General features: G+C 37.5%; 19 protein-coding genes and 1 pseudogene. 16 read left to right on the forward strand and 4 right to left on the reverse strand.

The window, feature by feature from the left end; all coding sequences use genetic code 11:
- Positions 1-91 precede the first annotated feature (91 nt).
- The 3 genes from BMZ31_RS06890 to sigK all read left to right on the forward strand — a co-directional run bounded on the left by BMZ31_RS06890 (position 92) and on the right by sigK (position 2,151).
- Positions 92-337, forward strand: a complete 246-nt coding sequence (locus BMZ31_RS06890; RefSeq protein WP_254778647.1) for a YrhC family protein — start codon at positions 92-94, stop codon at positions 335-337.
- A gap of 350 nt (positions 338-687) precedes the next feature.
- Complete coding sequence (locus BMZ31_RS06895) at positions 688-828, forward strand: YrzI family small protein (protein ID WP_090830991.1); 141 nt, start codon at positions 688-690, stop codon at positions 826-828.
- Positions 829-1,431: 603 nt separating this feature from the next.
- A complete protein-coding gene (gene sigK / locus BMZ31_RS06900; protein ID WP_090830992.1) occupies positions 1,432-2,151 on the forward strand; it encodes an RNA polymerase sporulation sigma factor SigK in 720 nt (239 codons plus the stop codon).
- A 74-nt stretch (positions 2,152-2,225) separates the two neighbouring features.
- Here sigK and BMZ31_RS06905 read toward each other — a convergent pair whose 3' ends face one another.
- Positions 2,226-3,212 (reverse strand): F510_1955 family glycosylhydrolase, encoded by a 987-nt coding sequence (locus BMZ31_RS06905; RefSeq protein WP_175478020.1) that lies wholly within the window; start codon positions 3,210-3,212, stop codon positions 2,226-2,228.
- Positions 3,213-3,434: 222 nt separating this feature from the next.
- Between BMZ31_RS06905 and BMZ31_RS20260 the strand changes: the two genes are divergently transcribed.
- The gene (locus BMZ31_RS20260) at positions 3,435-3,596 is read left to right on the forward strand and encodes a hypothetical protein (protein ID WP_175478021.1); all 162 of its coding nucleotides are present in this window, start codon (positions 3,435-3,437) and stop codon (positions 3,594-3,596) included.
- Between the two features lie 136 nt (positions 3,597-3,732).
- Positions 3,733-5,529 (forward strand): M3 family oligoendopeptidase, encoded by a 1,797-nt coding sequence (locus tag BMZ31_RS06910; RefSeq protein ID WP_090830994.1) that lies wholly within the window; start codon positions 3,733-3,735, stop codon positions 5,527-5,529.
- 92 nt (positions 5,530-5,621) lie between these two features.
- Here the strand turns inward: BMZ31_RS06910 and pssA are convergent, their stop codons facing one another.
- On the reverse strand, positions 5,622-6,161 hold the full coding sequence (gene pssA, locus BMZ31_RS06915; protein WP_090830995.1) for a CDP-diacylglycerol--serine O-phosphatidyltransferase: 540 nt from the start codon (positions 6,159-6,161) through the stop codon (positions 5,622-5,624).
- A 123-nt stretch (positions 6,162-6,284) separates the two neighbouring features.
- Between pssA and BMZ31_RS06920 the strand changes: the two genes are divergently transcribed.
- Positions 6,285-7,061, forward strand: coding sequence for a phosphatidylserine decarboxylase (locus BMZ31_RS06920; RefSeq protein WP_090830996.1), 777 nt, complete (start codon positions 6,285-6,287; stop codon positions 7,059-7,061).
- Positions 7,062-7,151: 90 nt separating this feature from the next.
- Here BMZ31_RS06920 and BMZ31_RS06925 read toward each other — a convergent pair whose 3' ends face one another.
- Positions 7,152-7,292 (reverse strand): sporulation histidine kinase inhibitor Sda, encoded by a 141-nt coding sequence (locus BMZ31_RS06925; protein ID WP_090830997.1) that lies wholly within the window; start codon positions 7,290-7,292, stop codon positions 7,152-7,154.
- Positions 7,293-7,670: 378 nt separating this feature from the next.
- Here BMZ31_RS06925 and BMZ31_RS06930 point away from each other — a divergent pair, with 378 nt between their 5' ends.
- The 8 genes from BMZ31_RS06930 to BMZ31_RS06965 are packed head-to-tail and all read left to right on the forward strand — an operon-like array spanning position 7,671 to position 12,710.
- Positions 7,671-8,189 (forward strand): YqeG family HAD IIIA-type phosphatase, encoded by a 519-nt coding sequence (locus tag BMZ31_RS06930; RefSeq protein WP_090831384.1) that lies wholly within the window; start codon positions 7,671-7,673, stop codon positions 8,187-8,189.
- The gene (yqeH, locus tag BMZ31_RS06935) at positions 8,190-9,293 is read left to right on the forward strand and encodes a ribosome biogenesis GTPase YqeH (protein WP_090830998.1); all 1,104 of its coding nucleotides are present in this window, start codon (positions 8,190-8,192) and stop codon (positions 9,291-9,293) included.
- 14 nt (positions 9,294-9,307) lie between these two features.
- Complete coding sequence (gene aroE / locus BMZ31_RS06940; RefSeq protein WP_090830999.1) at positions 9,308-10,147, forward strand: shikimate dehydrogenase; 840 nt, start codon at positions 9,308-9,310, stop codon at positions 10,145-10,147.
- A complete protein-coding gene (gene yhbY / locus BMZ31_RS06945) occupies positions 10,141-10,431 on the forward strand; it encodes a ribosome assembly RNA-binding protein YhbY (protein ID WP_090831000.1) in 291 nt (96 codons plus the stop codon). Before aroE ends, yhbY begins: the two co-directional genes overlap by 7 nt.
- Before the next feature lie 48 nt (positions 10,432-10,479).
- Positions 10,480-11,085, forward strand: coding sequence for a nicotinate-nucleotide adenylyltransferase (locus tag BMZ31_RS06950; protein WP_090831001.1), 606 nt, complete (start codon positions 10,480-10,482; stop codon positions 11,083-11,085).
- Positions 11,039-11,611, forward strand: a complete 573-nt coding sequence (yqeK, locus tag BMZ31_RS06955; protein ID WP_090831002.1) for a bis(5'-nucleosyl)-tetraphosphatase (symmetrical) YqeK — start codon at positions 11,039-11,041, stop codon at positions 11,609-11,611. The genes BMZ31_RS06950 and yqeK overlap by 47 nt, the downstream gene beginning before the upstream one ends.
- The gene (gene rsfS, locus BMZ31_RS06960) at positions 11,608-11,964 is read left to right on the forward strand and encodes a ribosome silencing factor (protein WP_090831003.1); all 357 of its coding nucleotides are present in this window, start codon (positions 11,608-11,610) and stop codon (positions 11,962-11,964) included. Before yqeK ends, rsfS begins: the two co-directional genes overlap by 4 nt.
- Positions 11,961-12,710, forward strand: a complete 750-nt coding sequence (locus BMZ31_RS06965) for a class I SAM-dependent DNA methyltransferase (RefSeq protein WP_090831004.1) — start codon at positions 11,961-11,963, stop codon at positions 12,708-12,710. The genes rsfS and BMZ31_RS06965 overlap by 4 nt, the downstream gene beginning before the upstream one ends.
- A 100-nt stretch (positions 12,711-12,810) precedes the next feature.
- On the opposite strand, the gene comER is transcribed toward BMZ31_RS06965, so the two are convergent.
- A complete protein-coding gene (gene comER / locus BMZ31_RS06970) occupies positions 12,811-13,632 on the reverse strand; it encodes a late competence protein ComER (protein WP_090831005.1) in 822 nt (273 codons plus the stop codon).
- A 100-nt stretch (positions 13,633-13,732) separates the two neighbouring features.
- Between comER and BMZ31_RS06975 the strand changes: the two genes are divergently transcribed.
- Positions 13,733-14,359, forward strand: coding sequence for a helix-hairpin-helix domain-containing protein (locus BMZ31_RS06975; RefSeq protein ID WP_217644037.1), 627 nt, complete (start codon positions 13,733-13,735; stop codon positions 14,357-14,359).
- Between the two features lie 81 nt (positions 14,360-14,440).
- A pseudogene (locus tag BMZ31_RS06980) lies at positions 14,441-14,884 on the forward strand (ComE operon protein 2); the annotation flags it as partial.
- Between the last annotated feature and the right edge of the window lie 136 nt (positions 14,885-15,020).

Raw genomic sequence — 15,020 nt, forward strand, 5'->3', positions numbered from 1 at the left:
TTTTTGGTTTTTTTACTAAAATTTACATGCTCTTAATCTGTAAAAAATATGGTAAAGTGGTATTGTAGATTATAGTAAAGTGCAGGTGGTTATGATGAATTTTGAAGCAAAAATCCTTTCTGAAAAAATGGCAGACTATAAAAGATTCGCTATTGTCTTACTATCTGTCGGGGTATTCTTTTACCTAGGTATTATTCTTCCGTCTGTCACAAATAGTACAAGCGATATTAACATCATGATGGGAACATCGGTTGTTTCGCTTACGTTATCTATTTTCTTTTTCTTCCGTTCAAAGCATTATAAAAATCTCCTGCAGAAATTGGGAGAAACGGATTAATATACTCTTAGAAAATAAGAATCAATCTTTGATTCTTATTTTTTTTGAGATTTTTTACATTTTATGTTTACAAATATGGTAAAAGTGGATATAATTACCATTGTAGTCAAAAATACTAAAGGAGGTCGAATAATATGATTATGATTGCAGTAGTAAATTCAGTAACTTCATATGTAACATTACCACATTCGACCGCATTGGTACGGACTGCTTAACAACATTTATGTTAATCATGCCTATACAAACCGCAGGTAGAATTGTGCCTTGCGGTTTTTTTGTGCGAAAAACCGCGGGTGAGTCCTTAACTGCGGTTTTTTATGTGCATAGAAATGCCGAAGGAGGTGAAAGTCATGACCCTAAACATTTTATTCTTAACTGTAACAATAAAGAAAAGATCGCTTAATTTGGAAGAAATTCAAAGAAAAGAAATGATCAAGAAAATTTACGAAGAAAATAAAAATCGTCAGTTTTCCCTACATCGTCCGTTTTAATATTAGTCAGATCAGGTTTTTAAACATTTAGAGAGGTGGTAATGACAATGTTATATCTAATGCAAGGACGTAAAGCAATTTTATGGGTTTCGAAAGATACAGTCTGACCGAGCATCCTTTCAAAGGGAGGTTTTTAATATGTCCCTTCATGTGATTTTATTGACATTGTTTTTGAGGAATTCAAATAAGAATAAATCCTAAATAAAGGTTCTAATTCTAGACATGAATATCAACATAAGAAGTATTTCACTGTAACAGAATGTTCACAACAGCTATGAGTTTCCACCACTTAAATATGATAAATTCTATTTAAGAGGAGATTATTAAAGGGGTGGAAGAACATGCTATTGATGGTCTTGGCTTTGGTTATAACGGGTGCACTAGGCTGTATCATTGCTGTTGACGTAACAGTTGAAGATTAATTTTAAATAATAATTTCTTAACACTGACACTATATTAGCTGTCAGTGTTTTTATGTATAGATGGATAGTGTTTTAGCATCATTTTCCACAAATATATATTACAAGGGACAGACACAATATCCGCCCAATCTACATAGGAATTAGTTATAGGCGAAAGTCCTTAAAAAGCGGGGGTGGATGCATGTCAGGAATTTTGACGGCACTCGGATATTTGGTAAAAGAGTTTGTCTTTTTAGTATCATATGTAAAAAATAATGCTTTTCCCCAGCCCTTATCAGCTGCCGATGAAAGAAAGTACTTACGGCTAATGGCCGAAGGCGACGGTCATGCACGGAATATGCTCATTGAACACAACTTAAGGCTCGTGGCTCATATTGTGAAAAAATTTGAAAATACGGGAGAAGATGCTGAAGATTTGATTTCAATTGGTACGATCGGTTTGATTAAGGCGATTGAAAGCTATTCGGAAGGCAAAGGTACCAAGTTAGCGACATATGCGGCACGCTGCATTGAAAATGAGATATTGATGCATTTACGGGCACTTAAGAAGACGAAGAAAGATGTTTCACTACATGACCCGATTGGTCAGGATAAGGAAGGAAATGAAATCTCCCTGATCGACGTATTGAAATCTGAATCCGAAGATGTCATCGATACGATCCAATTGAACATGGAACTTGAGAAAATAAAAAAATATATCGATGTTTTAGACGCCAGGGAGAAAGAAGTGATTGTTGGCAGGTTCGGACTTGATCTTCAAAAAGAGAAGACCCAGCGGGAAATAGCGAAGGAACTAGGTATAAGTAGAAGTTATGTGTCACGGATTGAAAAGCGTGCGCTCATGAAAATGTTCCACGAGTTTTATCGGGCAGAAAAGGATAAAAAGAAAAAACGAGATTAAGAAAAGAGATGTCCTGACCTGGGCATCTCTTTCGTTTTACTTGAGCACTGTAATCTTCATTTATGTTTTACTTATTATGCTTTCCCTTTTTTCAAGATCGGCGTCCAGTTTTGGCCTCCATCCTTTGATTCGTACAAATCGTTTTCGTATGTGGTGAACGCGATTTGCTTAGGATTCACTTGATTAATCGCAATATACGTAATTGGATTTGTGTAATCTAGGAACGGAATCTTGATTTCTGATATTGCTTTAGTTTCCAAATTTAACTTAACAAGAGAAATTTTTTCTTTCTGGGCTGAAGCGTAATAAAGGTCAGTTTCAGAGTGGGCAACCGCAGTAGACATGATAGATTCAGTCACAAGCTTCATATCGTTTCCATTATTATCAGATAAGAAAACCCCATTCCTAGTTGCGATGGCCATTTGCTTTCCATTCTTAGGGTTTACAGAAATCATTCCTAGAGTATCTGATTTGAAGTTCTGAAGTTTGCTCTGAGTCCATGTTTTACCGTCGTTATCTGAATAAAACACACCTGGTTGTAGTTGTGAATTCTTATGTTCATTTATAATGTATATGGTATTTCCGAAATAGGTTGCAGCCAGGAAATGAAAGTCGCTTTCTCCGTAAAAGGCTATCTTATCTAACGTCTTACCATAGTCAGTGCTGCGGATGAGACCTAGGGGATTTTTTAGGTTAGAACCCTTTTCGGGGTGACCGCTAGATAGAAATCCGTCCTTCACTGGTTGGAAACCCATATAATCATGGTTGTTCGTCGTTGTTTCTGACCAAGTCGTGTCTTTATGTATTTTTAGACCATCATGTGCTGCCACGTACAAGGAATCTTCTTCATTAGGATATCCCAAACCATGTATGTGATCGACTTTTAATGACTTAACAGGTGTAATTGAGAAATCCTCTTTTGGTTTCTCTTTCTCAACTGTTTGTTCGGTTTCTTTTTCAACAGTGTTTGTATTCTTTTCATTGTCTTTTTCTGTGCATCCACCTAAAAGGATTAGGGAAGCACTTAACAATAAAAGAAAAGTGTTTTTTCTTAAGTCCAAGGTATTGCCTCCTTCATAGCCAATCATACTTTCTTTGTCCATCCACTTATACCGTACAGCTTAAAGGTTGTCAAATTAATGAAAGTAGATATTAAATTTCTTCTAAATCAGATGGTTAGATGAATGTCCTCGATTTAACAAGACTATATAGGACACCAGCCCAAACAAGCTCCCTCAACTGACATACCTTAATAACAAGATAGGTGCGAAGGAGGGAGAAAAGTGGCTTACTATTATTCAAATCCGTATGGATGTCCACCACCATTTCCGGTATATCCAGCAGCTCCATGCTACGGTGGTGGCATATGGTACGGTTTAATCATTGTTCTACTTATCTTATTATTGGTCTTTGGAGGCTGGTGGAATTATGGGGTTGACTGCTAACAAAGATACTTTGGTGCTAGCTGTAGCTGGCACTTTTATTTTGTTAGAGTTAAGAATTCCCGTTTCCACATCATATACTGTGTGAAAATTTAGATAATATCGTTTATAATAATTAATGGAAGGAAGGGGACTAAAAATGATTAAACATACATATTCAGAAGTGTGGGAATTAGATTCAATTTTTCCAGGGGGAAGCGAATCAACACATTTTCAGAGTCATCTAGAAGAATCTTCAAAAACGGTAGAAGCATTCCAACAAAAAATAAATGAATGGATTCCACAAAACGAAAACGTAAAGACTGTGTTATTAAATCTCATTGAAGAATTTCAAAATAGCGCAAAAAAAATTCGTCAAGCAGGGGCTTTTGTTAGTTGCTTACAAGCTCAAAATACGAACGATTTAAAAGCAAATGATCTTCGTTCAAAGGTAGCTAAATTAAGTGCCAGCTTACAAACGGCGCTTACATTGTTTGATGAGCGGTTGACCAAGATCGAGGAAGAAAAGTGGATTTCATTGGTGCAGGATGCAGAAATAAGAGAATTGTCCTTTGTCTTAAACGAAAGACGAAATGCAGCACAAGAAAAACTTTCTTCTAAAGAGGAGTCGTTAATCAACGCACTTGGCGTAGATGGTTATCATGGATGGGGCCAATTATATGATTTGATTGTCGCTTCGATTAAAATTCCTCTAGAAGTGGAAGGTAAAATGGAACACCTTTCAGTCGGCCAAGCGTTTAACAAATTTTCTAGTTCTGACCCCGAGCTTCGTAAAAAAGTATTTGTTGAATGGGAAAAAGCTTGGGCAGATAAAGCAGATTATTTAGCAAAAACGCTTAACCATCTTGCTGGTTTCCGTTTAAATGTGTATGAACTTAGAGGGTGGGAGAATGTCCTAAAGGAACCTCTTGACCTAAATAGAATGGAACAAAAAACGTTGGATACAATGTGGCAAGTTATTACGAATATGAAACAGCCACTTGTGAAGTACTTACAACGCAAGGCGCACTTACTTGGTTTGGAAAAATTGAGTTGGGCCGATCTGGATGCTCCATTGGGGAAAACAGAATCGAAAGTCTCTTACCAAGAGGGCGCAGAGTTCATTATGAAGCAGTTTGAAGTATTTGGGGAAGAAATGGCTGAATTCGCTAAATTAGCATTTGAAAATAAGTGGATTGAAGCTGAAGATCGGACGGGGAAGGCCGCAGGGGGCTTCCATACCTATTTTCCTGAGAGTAGCCAGTCAAGGATCTTCATGACCTTTTCGGGCACACCATCCAATGTATCTACCTTAGCTCATGAATTAGGCCATGGCTTCCATACCTATGCAATGAGGGATTTGCATCAACTGAATCGTAATTATGCGATGAATGTTGCCGAAACAGCCTCTACTTTTGCTGAAATGATTGTGGCGGATGCGTCACTGAAGGAAGCAAAATCGAAAGAGGAAAAAATAGCATTACTAGACGATAAATTGCAGCGTTCTGTTGCATTGCTAATGAATATTCACGCGAGATTCTTATTCGAAACCAGATTTTATGAAAAGAGAAAAGAAGGCCCTGTTAGTAAAGAAATTCTAAATGATCTTATGCTCTCAGCTCAGAAAGAAGCATACTCTCATTCACTATCAGAATATCACCAGCTATTTTGGGCATCAAAGTTACACTTCTTTATAACAGGTGTGCCGTTTTATAACTTCCCATATACATTCGGATTCCTGTTTTCCTTAGGGATATATGCGAAAGCAATCGAAGAAGGAACAGGGTATGAGCAAAAGTATATTGCCTTACTTAAAGACACGGCTTCTATGACTGTAGAGGAACTTGCACTTAAACACTTAGATGTTGATCTAACAACTCCTGAATTTTGGGGAAAAGCAATGGAATTGTGTATGCAAGACGTTGAAGAGTTCCTCACTTTAACCAAAGAAGATTAATTTGATTTAATCGGAGAAATCTCCACCAGGTAGTAATCAAATAATTTTATTATGAATATGTGACACCTCCAAAATAAAAAATTGGGGGTGTTTTATATTTTCTTCAGTTTAAATGGGCTGATCATTAAGAAGGATAATATCATCATATAAAAAATATAAAAATATAATGACAGGAACGGTTCTAAGAGAAAACTTAAGGTTGCCAAACAGCCAGCAACGGTGATTGGGAGGCCTACGAAGTAGCCTTTGTCTTCCATAATATTGAATCTGGCAAGTCGGAATGCCCCGCATGCAATATAAGAAATAGTAATAAAAGAACCCAGTGCTCCAAGTTGATGCAAAATTCCTTGATATAGTAATAGTGCTGGGGCTACTCCAAATGATATAATATCACTCATGGAATCAAGTTGTTTTCCTAGGGAAGATTCAATTTTAAGTTTTCTCGCCGTCATTCCGTCAAATCGATCAGCAAATGCAGCGATAAAAATCAGTAGCAAACTTAATTTTAGATTTCCGTTAGTGGTTTCAATGATGGAATAGCCGCCTAAAAATAAATTGGCCATTGTCAGAACATTGGCCGTTTGTGCTTTTAGTTTTTTGATTGTGTGATCAAGGGCTTCTTGTAAAAACAAAAATCCTCACTCCTTCTGTATCGGGTGGGATGACAACGTATCATATATAATTAATACTTATTTTAAAATTTTTTATGACTGTTCATAAAGAGAATTTTGACACCATTTGGAGGAATGAAATACATGCAAACCATCTATCGTTTTTTGATTGAGCTTACCAATGGACGGTTCACTTCCGGCCTCTTAAGCAAATTTTCACAGTCTACAGCAAGTAAATTCATTGTTTCATCTTTTGCAAAGACCTACCGTTTAAACGTAAGTGAAATGGAGAAATCATTACACGACTTCCCGACACTTCACGATCTTTTTGTAAGAAGGTTGAAGAAAGATGCAAGGCCTATTGATCAAGGTACAAAGTCTGTTGTCAGCCCCGTTGATGCCGTTATTGAAGATATAGGGAGCATACAGCCAACAAGTAATATTGTCGTTAAAGGGAAAACGTATTCTATTGGTGAGATGCTTGGTGAAAAAGAAGTACTAACAAAATATCTGGGCGGGACATACATGATTTTCTATTTAAGTCCTAGCCATTATCACCGCATACATAGTCCGGTAAGCGGGGAAGTTGTAAAACAATGGACTCTCGGAAAGAAATCGTATCCTGTAAACAAACTAGGCTTAAAATATGGTAGAGATACTCTATCAAAAAACTATCGGAAAATTACAGAAGTGAAGACAGAAAATGGACATGTTTCGATTGTTAAGGTCGGAGCGATGTTTGTAAATTCCATCGAAACTACACATGATGGTAGTTTATTGACTAAAGGAAGCGAAATGGCGTATTTCACCTTTGGTTCAACCATTGTTTTATTATTCGAGGCAGGTAAATTCAAGGTTGACTCTACGATATCAACCCCAAAAGATATCAGGGTTGGAGAGAAAATCGGGGAATTATTGTAAAACATTAAAAGGATTGATCACGGCGCAATCTAAAATTGCGTCGTTGTTTTTTCTATTATTAAGCAAAAAAAAAAGCCCCTGAGGGCAAATTTATGATGATCTTCTAATGCGGTTAGATAGTGAGCGTCGGTGAATTTCAGTTTCAATGAGGACAATAAAATCTGAACTGAGATTCAATTCTCTAGCTTTGTGATACGATTCGATTAATAATTCGTCGGATAATTTACGCATACCAGATTTCACCTCCAGGCCATAAAATTAATTACTTTCGTTGATACTATTTATATATGAGTGTACATATAATGATAAGTTCATATGTTGTATCCTTACTTTATCAGACAACAGTCGCAAGAACAATCGTTCTGTTATCCACATGCAAAAGTGGATAAGTTGTGTTTAATTTGTTTATAAATGGAAAAAAAGTAATGGAAATAAGGGGGATAATGTTAGTAAAGTTATCCACAAAAAAATATCGGAGTTTTTTGTCGAAAAGTATTTTTGAATCTTTGGAAAAATAGCCTTTTTATAACTTTTCTTTGAAAGAGAAGGCGAAATTGGTTATGATGATAACATTATTAAAAGGATCTATATTAATGAGGTGTAATGACTGTGCTAAAGGATTTCTTACCTACAGAACATGTGAAAAGTATATTTGATATCACTCCCGAAGCTTTGAAAGAAAAAGGGATAAAAGGAATTATCACGGATTTGGACAATACATTGGTCGAATGGGATCGACCATATGCAACGCCAAAACTAATTACGTGGTTCGACAATATGAGAAAGAACGAGATTTTGGTAACCATCGTATCAAATAATAATGAAAATCGTGTTCGTGCTTTTTCGGATCCTTTAGGGATTCCGTTCATTTTCCAAGCTAGAAAACCAATGGGACGAGCATTCCGCAAAGCAATCCAACAAATGGGCATCAAGAAGGAAGAAGCAGTTGTTATTGGTGATCAGCTACTGACAGACGTCTTGGGAGGGAACCGAAATGGATTCCATACTATTTTGGTCGTTCCAGTAGCTCAGACGGACGGATTTGTAACAAAGTTCAATCGCAAGGTTGAAAGAAGAATACTAAATTGGTTTAGAAAAAAAGGCATGATTCAGTGGGAGGACCAATAAGTGAGTGAACAACATATTTGTATAGGTTGTGGCGTAAAAATTCAGACCGAAAATGTAAATGAATTAGGATATGCACCGGTCTCAGCAATCGAAAAGGACATGATTGTTTGTCAACGCTGCTTCAAATTGAAACATTATAATGAAGTACAGGATGTAAACTTGACTGATGATGATTTCTTGAAAATTCTTAATGGAATCGGAAAAAGTGATGCACTTATCGTCAAAATCGTCGACATTTTCGATTTCAATGGCAGCTGGCTACCTGGTATGCACCGTTTTGCAGGAAACAATAAAATTCTACTAGTTGGGAACAAGGTAGATTTACTGCCGAAGTCTGTTAAGCATCATAAACTGATCCATTGGATGAAGAATGAAGCGAGAGAGTTGGGTTTAAGACCTGAGGAAGTTTATCTCGTGAGTGCTGCGAAGGGACAAAATATTAAAGAAACAGCGGCGGCCATTGACGAGTTCCGGGAAGGCAAAGATGTTTATGTTGTCGGATGTACAAATGTGGGTAAATCCACATTTATTAACCGCATTATTAAAGAAGTTACTGGAGATGGAGATGTTATTACTACTTCCCATTTCCCTGGCACTACTTTGGATATTATTAAAATCCCACTTGACGATGAGAAGGCCATTATCGATACACCTGGGATTATCAATCATCATCAAATGGCCCATTATGTTGATAAAAGGGACTTGAAAGTCATTACTCCGAAACAGGAAATCAAGCCAAAAGTGTATCAGTTAAATGAAGGCCAAACGTTATTTTTTGGTGGTTTAGCTAGATTTGATTATGTAAGCGGTGGTAGACGTTCGTTTGTTTGCCATTTCTCTAACAACATTAATATCCATCGTACGAAGACAGAGCAAGCAACTGAATTATATAAAAAGCATGTAGGTCAAATGCTCACACCACCAAGAGTTGAACAATTAGATACTTTTCCAGAACTTGTGAAACAAGAATTCATGATCAAGGAAGCAAAGACAGACATCGTCTTTTCAGGTCTTGGGTGGATTACAGTGAACGAACCAGGTGCTAAGGTTGTTGCCTACGTTCCAAAAGGTGTACAGACGTTACTGCGTAAATCGTTGATATAACGGAGGATTTGTGAGTGAAGAAGTTATTGGCAGTTTTGGGTGATCCAATTGAGCACAGTCTTTCTCCAATCATGCATAACGATCTTCTCGGTTATTATAAGATTGACGCTCATTACCATCCTCTAAGAGTAAAAAAAGAAGATTTACCGAATGCGGTAAAGGGTCTAAAAGCGATTGGAGCATCAGGTTTTAACGTAACTATTCCACATAAAACGTCCATCATGCCCTTGCTTGATCGGATTGATGAGCTAGCGTTAAAAATTGGTGCGGTAAATACGGTCGTCAAAGAAGCTGGACAATTTGTAGGTTACAACACTGATGGTCCTGGATTTATCAGGGGTTTAGAACAGGCAATTGATTCTATCCAGAATCGTAAGGCATTAATAGTTGGGGCTGGTGGAGCGGCACGCGCCATTTATTTTTCACTAGCTCAAAAAGGCGTGAAAAAGATTGATATTGCTAACCGTACCGTTTCGAAAGCAGAAGAGCTTATCAGTGAGTGTCCGTATTCGGTAGATTCAATTGCGATTTCGTTAGAGGAGATCGAGGGGCAATTAAGTGACTATGACTTGATTATCCAAACGACGCAAATTGGGATGTATCCACAAACGAATGAACAGCCATTGTCACTTAAGTCTCTAAATAAAGATGCTTTTGTTTGTGATATCATTTATAATCCATTTGAATCTCAATTTTTGCGGGAAGCTAGAATAAACGGTTGCGGAACCCAAAACGGGATAGAAATGTTTGTATTTCAGGGTGCGCTTGCATTTGAGAAATGGACAGGGATATTTCCTGAAACGAATAGAATGAAAAATATTGTTATGGAACAACTAGGAGGAACAAAATGTTAACAGGTAAACAAAAAAGGTTTTTACGAGCGAAAGCACACCATTTGAATCCCATTTTCCAAGTAGGAAAAGGTGGAGTTAACGAAAATATGATTAAGCAAATTGGTGAGGCTCTTGAAGTAAGAGAATTATTAAAGGTAAGTATCTTGCAAAATTGTGATCAAGACCGCAACGAAGCAGCTCATGAGCTTGTGGAAGGATCAGGAGCGGAACTGGTTCAAATTATCGGGAATACAATTGTCCTTTATAAGGAATCTAAAGAAAACAAACAAATTGTTTTACCATAAATAAAAATTCTCTTGTCTTGAAGTTCGGTCTTGGAAGGAGGAAAAAGATTGAAGAAAATTGGAATACTTGGTGGTACTTTTGATCCCCCGCATAACGGACATTTGCTTATAGCGAATGAAGTTCTGAATGCTCTCCAATTAGAAGAAATCTGGTTTATGCCAAACCAAGAACCTCCCCATAAAAAAAGATCGAACTCTGTTTCAAATGACGATCGAGTCCAGATGCTTGAACTTGCGATAAGCGACAATAAGAGGTTCAAGATTGAGAAAATCGAACTCGAACGACATGGGCCGTCCTATACGATTGATACGATGAAAATCTTAACCGAAATCCATAAAGAGTACCGTTTTTATTTTATCATCGGTGCGGATATGGTGGAGTATCTGCCCAAATGGAACAAAATTGAGGAACTGATTAGCCTCGTTAAATTTGTAGGGGTACAGCGTCCTGGCTATAAAGTGGAATCAGATTTTCCGATTTTATATGTTGAAGTTCCTCAAATGGAAATATCTTCGAGTGATATCCGTGCTAGAATACAAAAGGGCAAGCCTGTTAAGTATCTATTACCGGATTCAGTCATTTCTTACATGATGGGAGGACGGTTATATGAATCGGGAAAAAGCCTTGATGATCGTAAAAGCTCAATTGACTGAACATCGTTATCAGCATACAATTGGTGTTATGGAAACAGCGATCGGACTTGCCATGAAGTACGGAGCTGATGTAAAAAAAGCAGAAGTGGCTGCCATATTCCATGACTACGCTAAATTTCGGCCAAAAGACGAAATGAAGGTTGTTATTATTGAACAAAATTTTTCGAAAGATTTGTTAGAATACAACGAAGAATTGTGGCACGCTCCAGTTGGTGCTTACTTTGTTGAAAAGGAAGTAGGAATTACGGATCAAGAAGTTCTTGATGCGATTAGGTATCATACAGCTGGCAGACCTCAAATGACATTGCTTGAAAAGGTTATATATGTCGCGGATTATATCGAACCGGGTAGGCACTTCCCAGGGGTAGATCAAGTCAGGGACATGGCCAATTCTGATTTGGATGAAGCCTTAATCCAAGCAATGAAGAATACAATCGGATTCTTGATGAAAAAGAGCCAGCCGGTCTATCCACAAACCTTCCAAACTTACAATGACCTCGTTCAAACTAGGAGGAAAAAAGAATGAACCAACAAGAATTACTAAAAGTGGCTGTGAAAGCTGCTGATGATAAAAGAGCTGAAGATATTGTAGCTTTAAACATGCAAGGTGTTTCTCTGATTGCTGACTATTTTGTTATTTGTCATGGTAACTCTGATAAGCAAGTACAGGCAATTGCAAGAGAAATCAAAGAGAAATCAGAAGAAAACGGTTTTGACGTAAAAAGAATGGAAGGCTTTGACGAAGCACGATGGATTTTAGTAGACATAGGGGACGTAGTCGTTCATGTCTTCCATCATGAAGAAAGAGGATACTACAATCTTGAAAGACTTTGGGGAGACGCTCCGCTTGAAAATCTTCAAAGCGTGATCAATCCATGAGTTATGAAGGATTCGCCTATCTTTATGATGAATTGATGATTGACGCTCCCTATGATGATTGGAGCGATTTTGTTTCAGAGAAGCTGGCAAAATATCAAATTGCTCATAAAGATTTACTCGATCTTGCATGTGGAACGGGAGAACTTTCCGTTCGGTTTGCAAGAAAGGGCTTTGAGGTTACAGGGGTGGACCTTTCTTCAGATATGCTTACAGTTGCCAATGATAAAGCTGAGCGTGAAGGATTATCGATAAGATTCTTTCAGCAAAATATGGCCGAGTTAGAGGGTATCGGGAAGTATGGAGTAGTGGGGATATTTTGCGACTCGCTTAACTACCTTCAAACTGAAGAAGAAGTATTACAGACTTTTCATAAAGTCCATGAACATATCAAGGACGATGGATTATTTGTGTTTGACGTCCATTCCATTTACAAAATAAATGAAGTTTTTGCTGATGAAACATATACTTTATCAGATGAAAAACTCTCTTATATTTGGAATTGTTTTAAAGGTGAATTTCCGAATAGTGTGGAACATGAATTAAGTTTCTTCGTTCTCGAGGAAGAGACAGGCAAATATGACCGCGTTGATGAACTTCATTTTCAAAGAACATATTCCCTCGAACAATACACAGCTTGGCTAACAGATGCGGGTTTTGAATTGTTGGAAGTAGTAGCTGATTTTCATCATACAGATCTTGCTCACGATTCCGAAAGGATATTTTTTGTTGCGCGGAAGAGTAAGTAGATTGGTATGATTTTCCAAATTAAAAGCCATCCACTATAGGATGGCTTTTTACATTTTTTTTTAAAAGAAGAAGGAATTGTGATGGCGCTCTCGAATATTGTTAAGTAGAAAACTGCTTTTGTACCTTCTCTAAATCCTCTTCGAATTTTGCATGCGTTGCCTGAAACAAATGTTCAAACATTTCTCCAACTTCCTTTTCAAGCACTTTAATACCTTCTCCGGTAATTCCACCCTTTACACATACCTTTTCCTGAAGTGTAGGCAGTGTATAATGTCCTTGTCTCAATAATTCCCCAAGCCCTATTAGCATCTCACTTGTTAATTTAGTTGCCACTTCTTCGTTTATTTCTGTCTGTGAAGTAGCTGCTGAAATGAATCGTTGTGACAAATAGCTAAAAAACGCAGGACCACAACTGACAATATCTGAAGCAACTCGTGTGATACTTTCCTCTATTTCTACAGGCACTGATATTTTTGAAAACAAATCATCCATTCTTTTTTTCCACTCTGGCCTGCACCTATTACCAAAAGTCAGCAATGAAACACCTGAAAAAGCCCGGTTCGTGATGCTTGGAATGGCACGAACAACTGAGCAAGGCACAATGGACTCTAACTGTTCGACACTGATTGGACTTGTGATTGATACTAAACATTTTTGTTCGGTCAAATACGGTTTAATTTTTTGTAATATTGGCCAAATATCCAACGGTTTCACGCAGATAAAAACCAAATCTGATTGAGCAGCTACTTCTTCTGCTGTCTTATCCACCCTTAACCCATTGTATTTATCTTTAAGCAACAATGCTTTTGATTTGGTCCTATTTGTAATCCGAGTAGAAGAAGGGGAAACAACTTTCTTGTCTAATAAGGACTCGGCCAAAATTCTCCCCATATTACCCGTACCAATAATGCCTATCTTCATGGTTTCCATCCCTCCGTTACATGGAGACTTCTCGTATAACTTTATGAAATCCCTCTAAAAAATATGCCTTGAGAAAGGAATGAGCACTTTGAAAATTTGGTTGTCGGAACATAAGAAAGAAGCTATTTTTTCCTTTGCTGGGTTGGTAGCTGTTATTTTTTATGTGTTAACGCCTGAGTCGCAAGGTCAAGAGATGAACACAGTTAAAAAGGAGGCGGTGGAAATCGAGGTCGAGGAACAACCTGTTCAGAAAATGGAAGAGAAAGTCCCAAATGAAAAGGAGCAGGCGCTTCAAACTCTTATGGTGGATGTGAAAGGAGCGGTTGTACACCCAGGGGTTTTTCAAGCAACCTCTGAAGAAAGGGTGAAGGATTTGGTGAATCGTGCGGGGGGGTTAACCGAAACAGCAGATCCAAATCAAGTGAATTTTGCTGCACATATTGAGGACGAGATGGTCATTTATGTCCCAAAAATAGGGGAGGAAAAAATTCAAATTGCAGATAGTAGTACAGGATCGAAACAAGAGGATAGTCCAGACAAAATTAATTTGAATCAAGCTAATGAAACGGAATTGCAAATGATTCCTGGTGTTGGTCCCGCTAAAGCTAAAGCTATTATTGAATATAGGGAATCCACAGGATTCAAAACAATCGATGACATAAAAAACATAAGCGGTATCGGTGATAAGACCTTCGAGAAATTAAAGGATTTCATTACGGTCAAATAATAATTGACCATCGTCAAGAAAGGAAAGTAAACTTTAAAGGACAAGTATTTTACACCATAGAGTTGAAGGGGAGGATTTTCGGTGGAAAGGATTTCTTGGGATCAATATTTCATGGCTCAAAGTCATTTGCTGGCACTTAGAAGCACTTGTACACGTTTAGCTGTAGGGGCAACGATTGTAAGAGATAAAAGAATCATTGCAGGAGGTTACAATGGTTCGATAGCAGGTGGTGAACACTGCATAGATGATGGTTGTTACGTAATAGAAAACCATTGTGTAAGAACCATACACGCAGAAATGAACGCATTATTGCAATGTGCAAAATTTGGAGTACCTACCGCCGAAGCAGAAATCTATGTTACTCATTTTCCTTGTCTTCAATGCTGTAAAGCAATTATTCAGGCAGGAATTAAAACAGTATATTATGCAAAAGATTACAAAAATCATCCGTATGCAGTTCAATTATTTGAGATGGCACATGTAAAGGTATTACAAGTAGAACTAAAGGAAAAAACAATCGATTTGTCAGTATTTGAACAATAACTAAGGCTGTTTTCGCAATGATTGTTGCTTTTACGAAAAATGATATAACTCGTATAAATTCTTATTTCGTGCTCTTTTCCTCAATGTTAAATTTTGGGTTTCAGTATAGAAAAAGCCC

The sequence above is a fragment of the Bacillus sp. cl95 genome, from assembly GCF_900115925.1.
Taxonomy (GTDB): Bacteria; Bacillota; Bacilli; order Bacillales; family Cytobacillaceae; genus Neobacillus_A.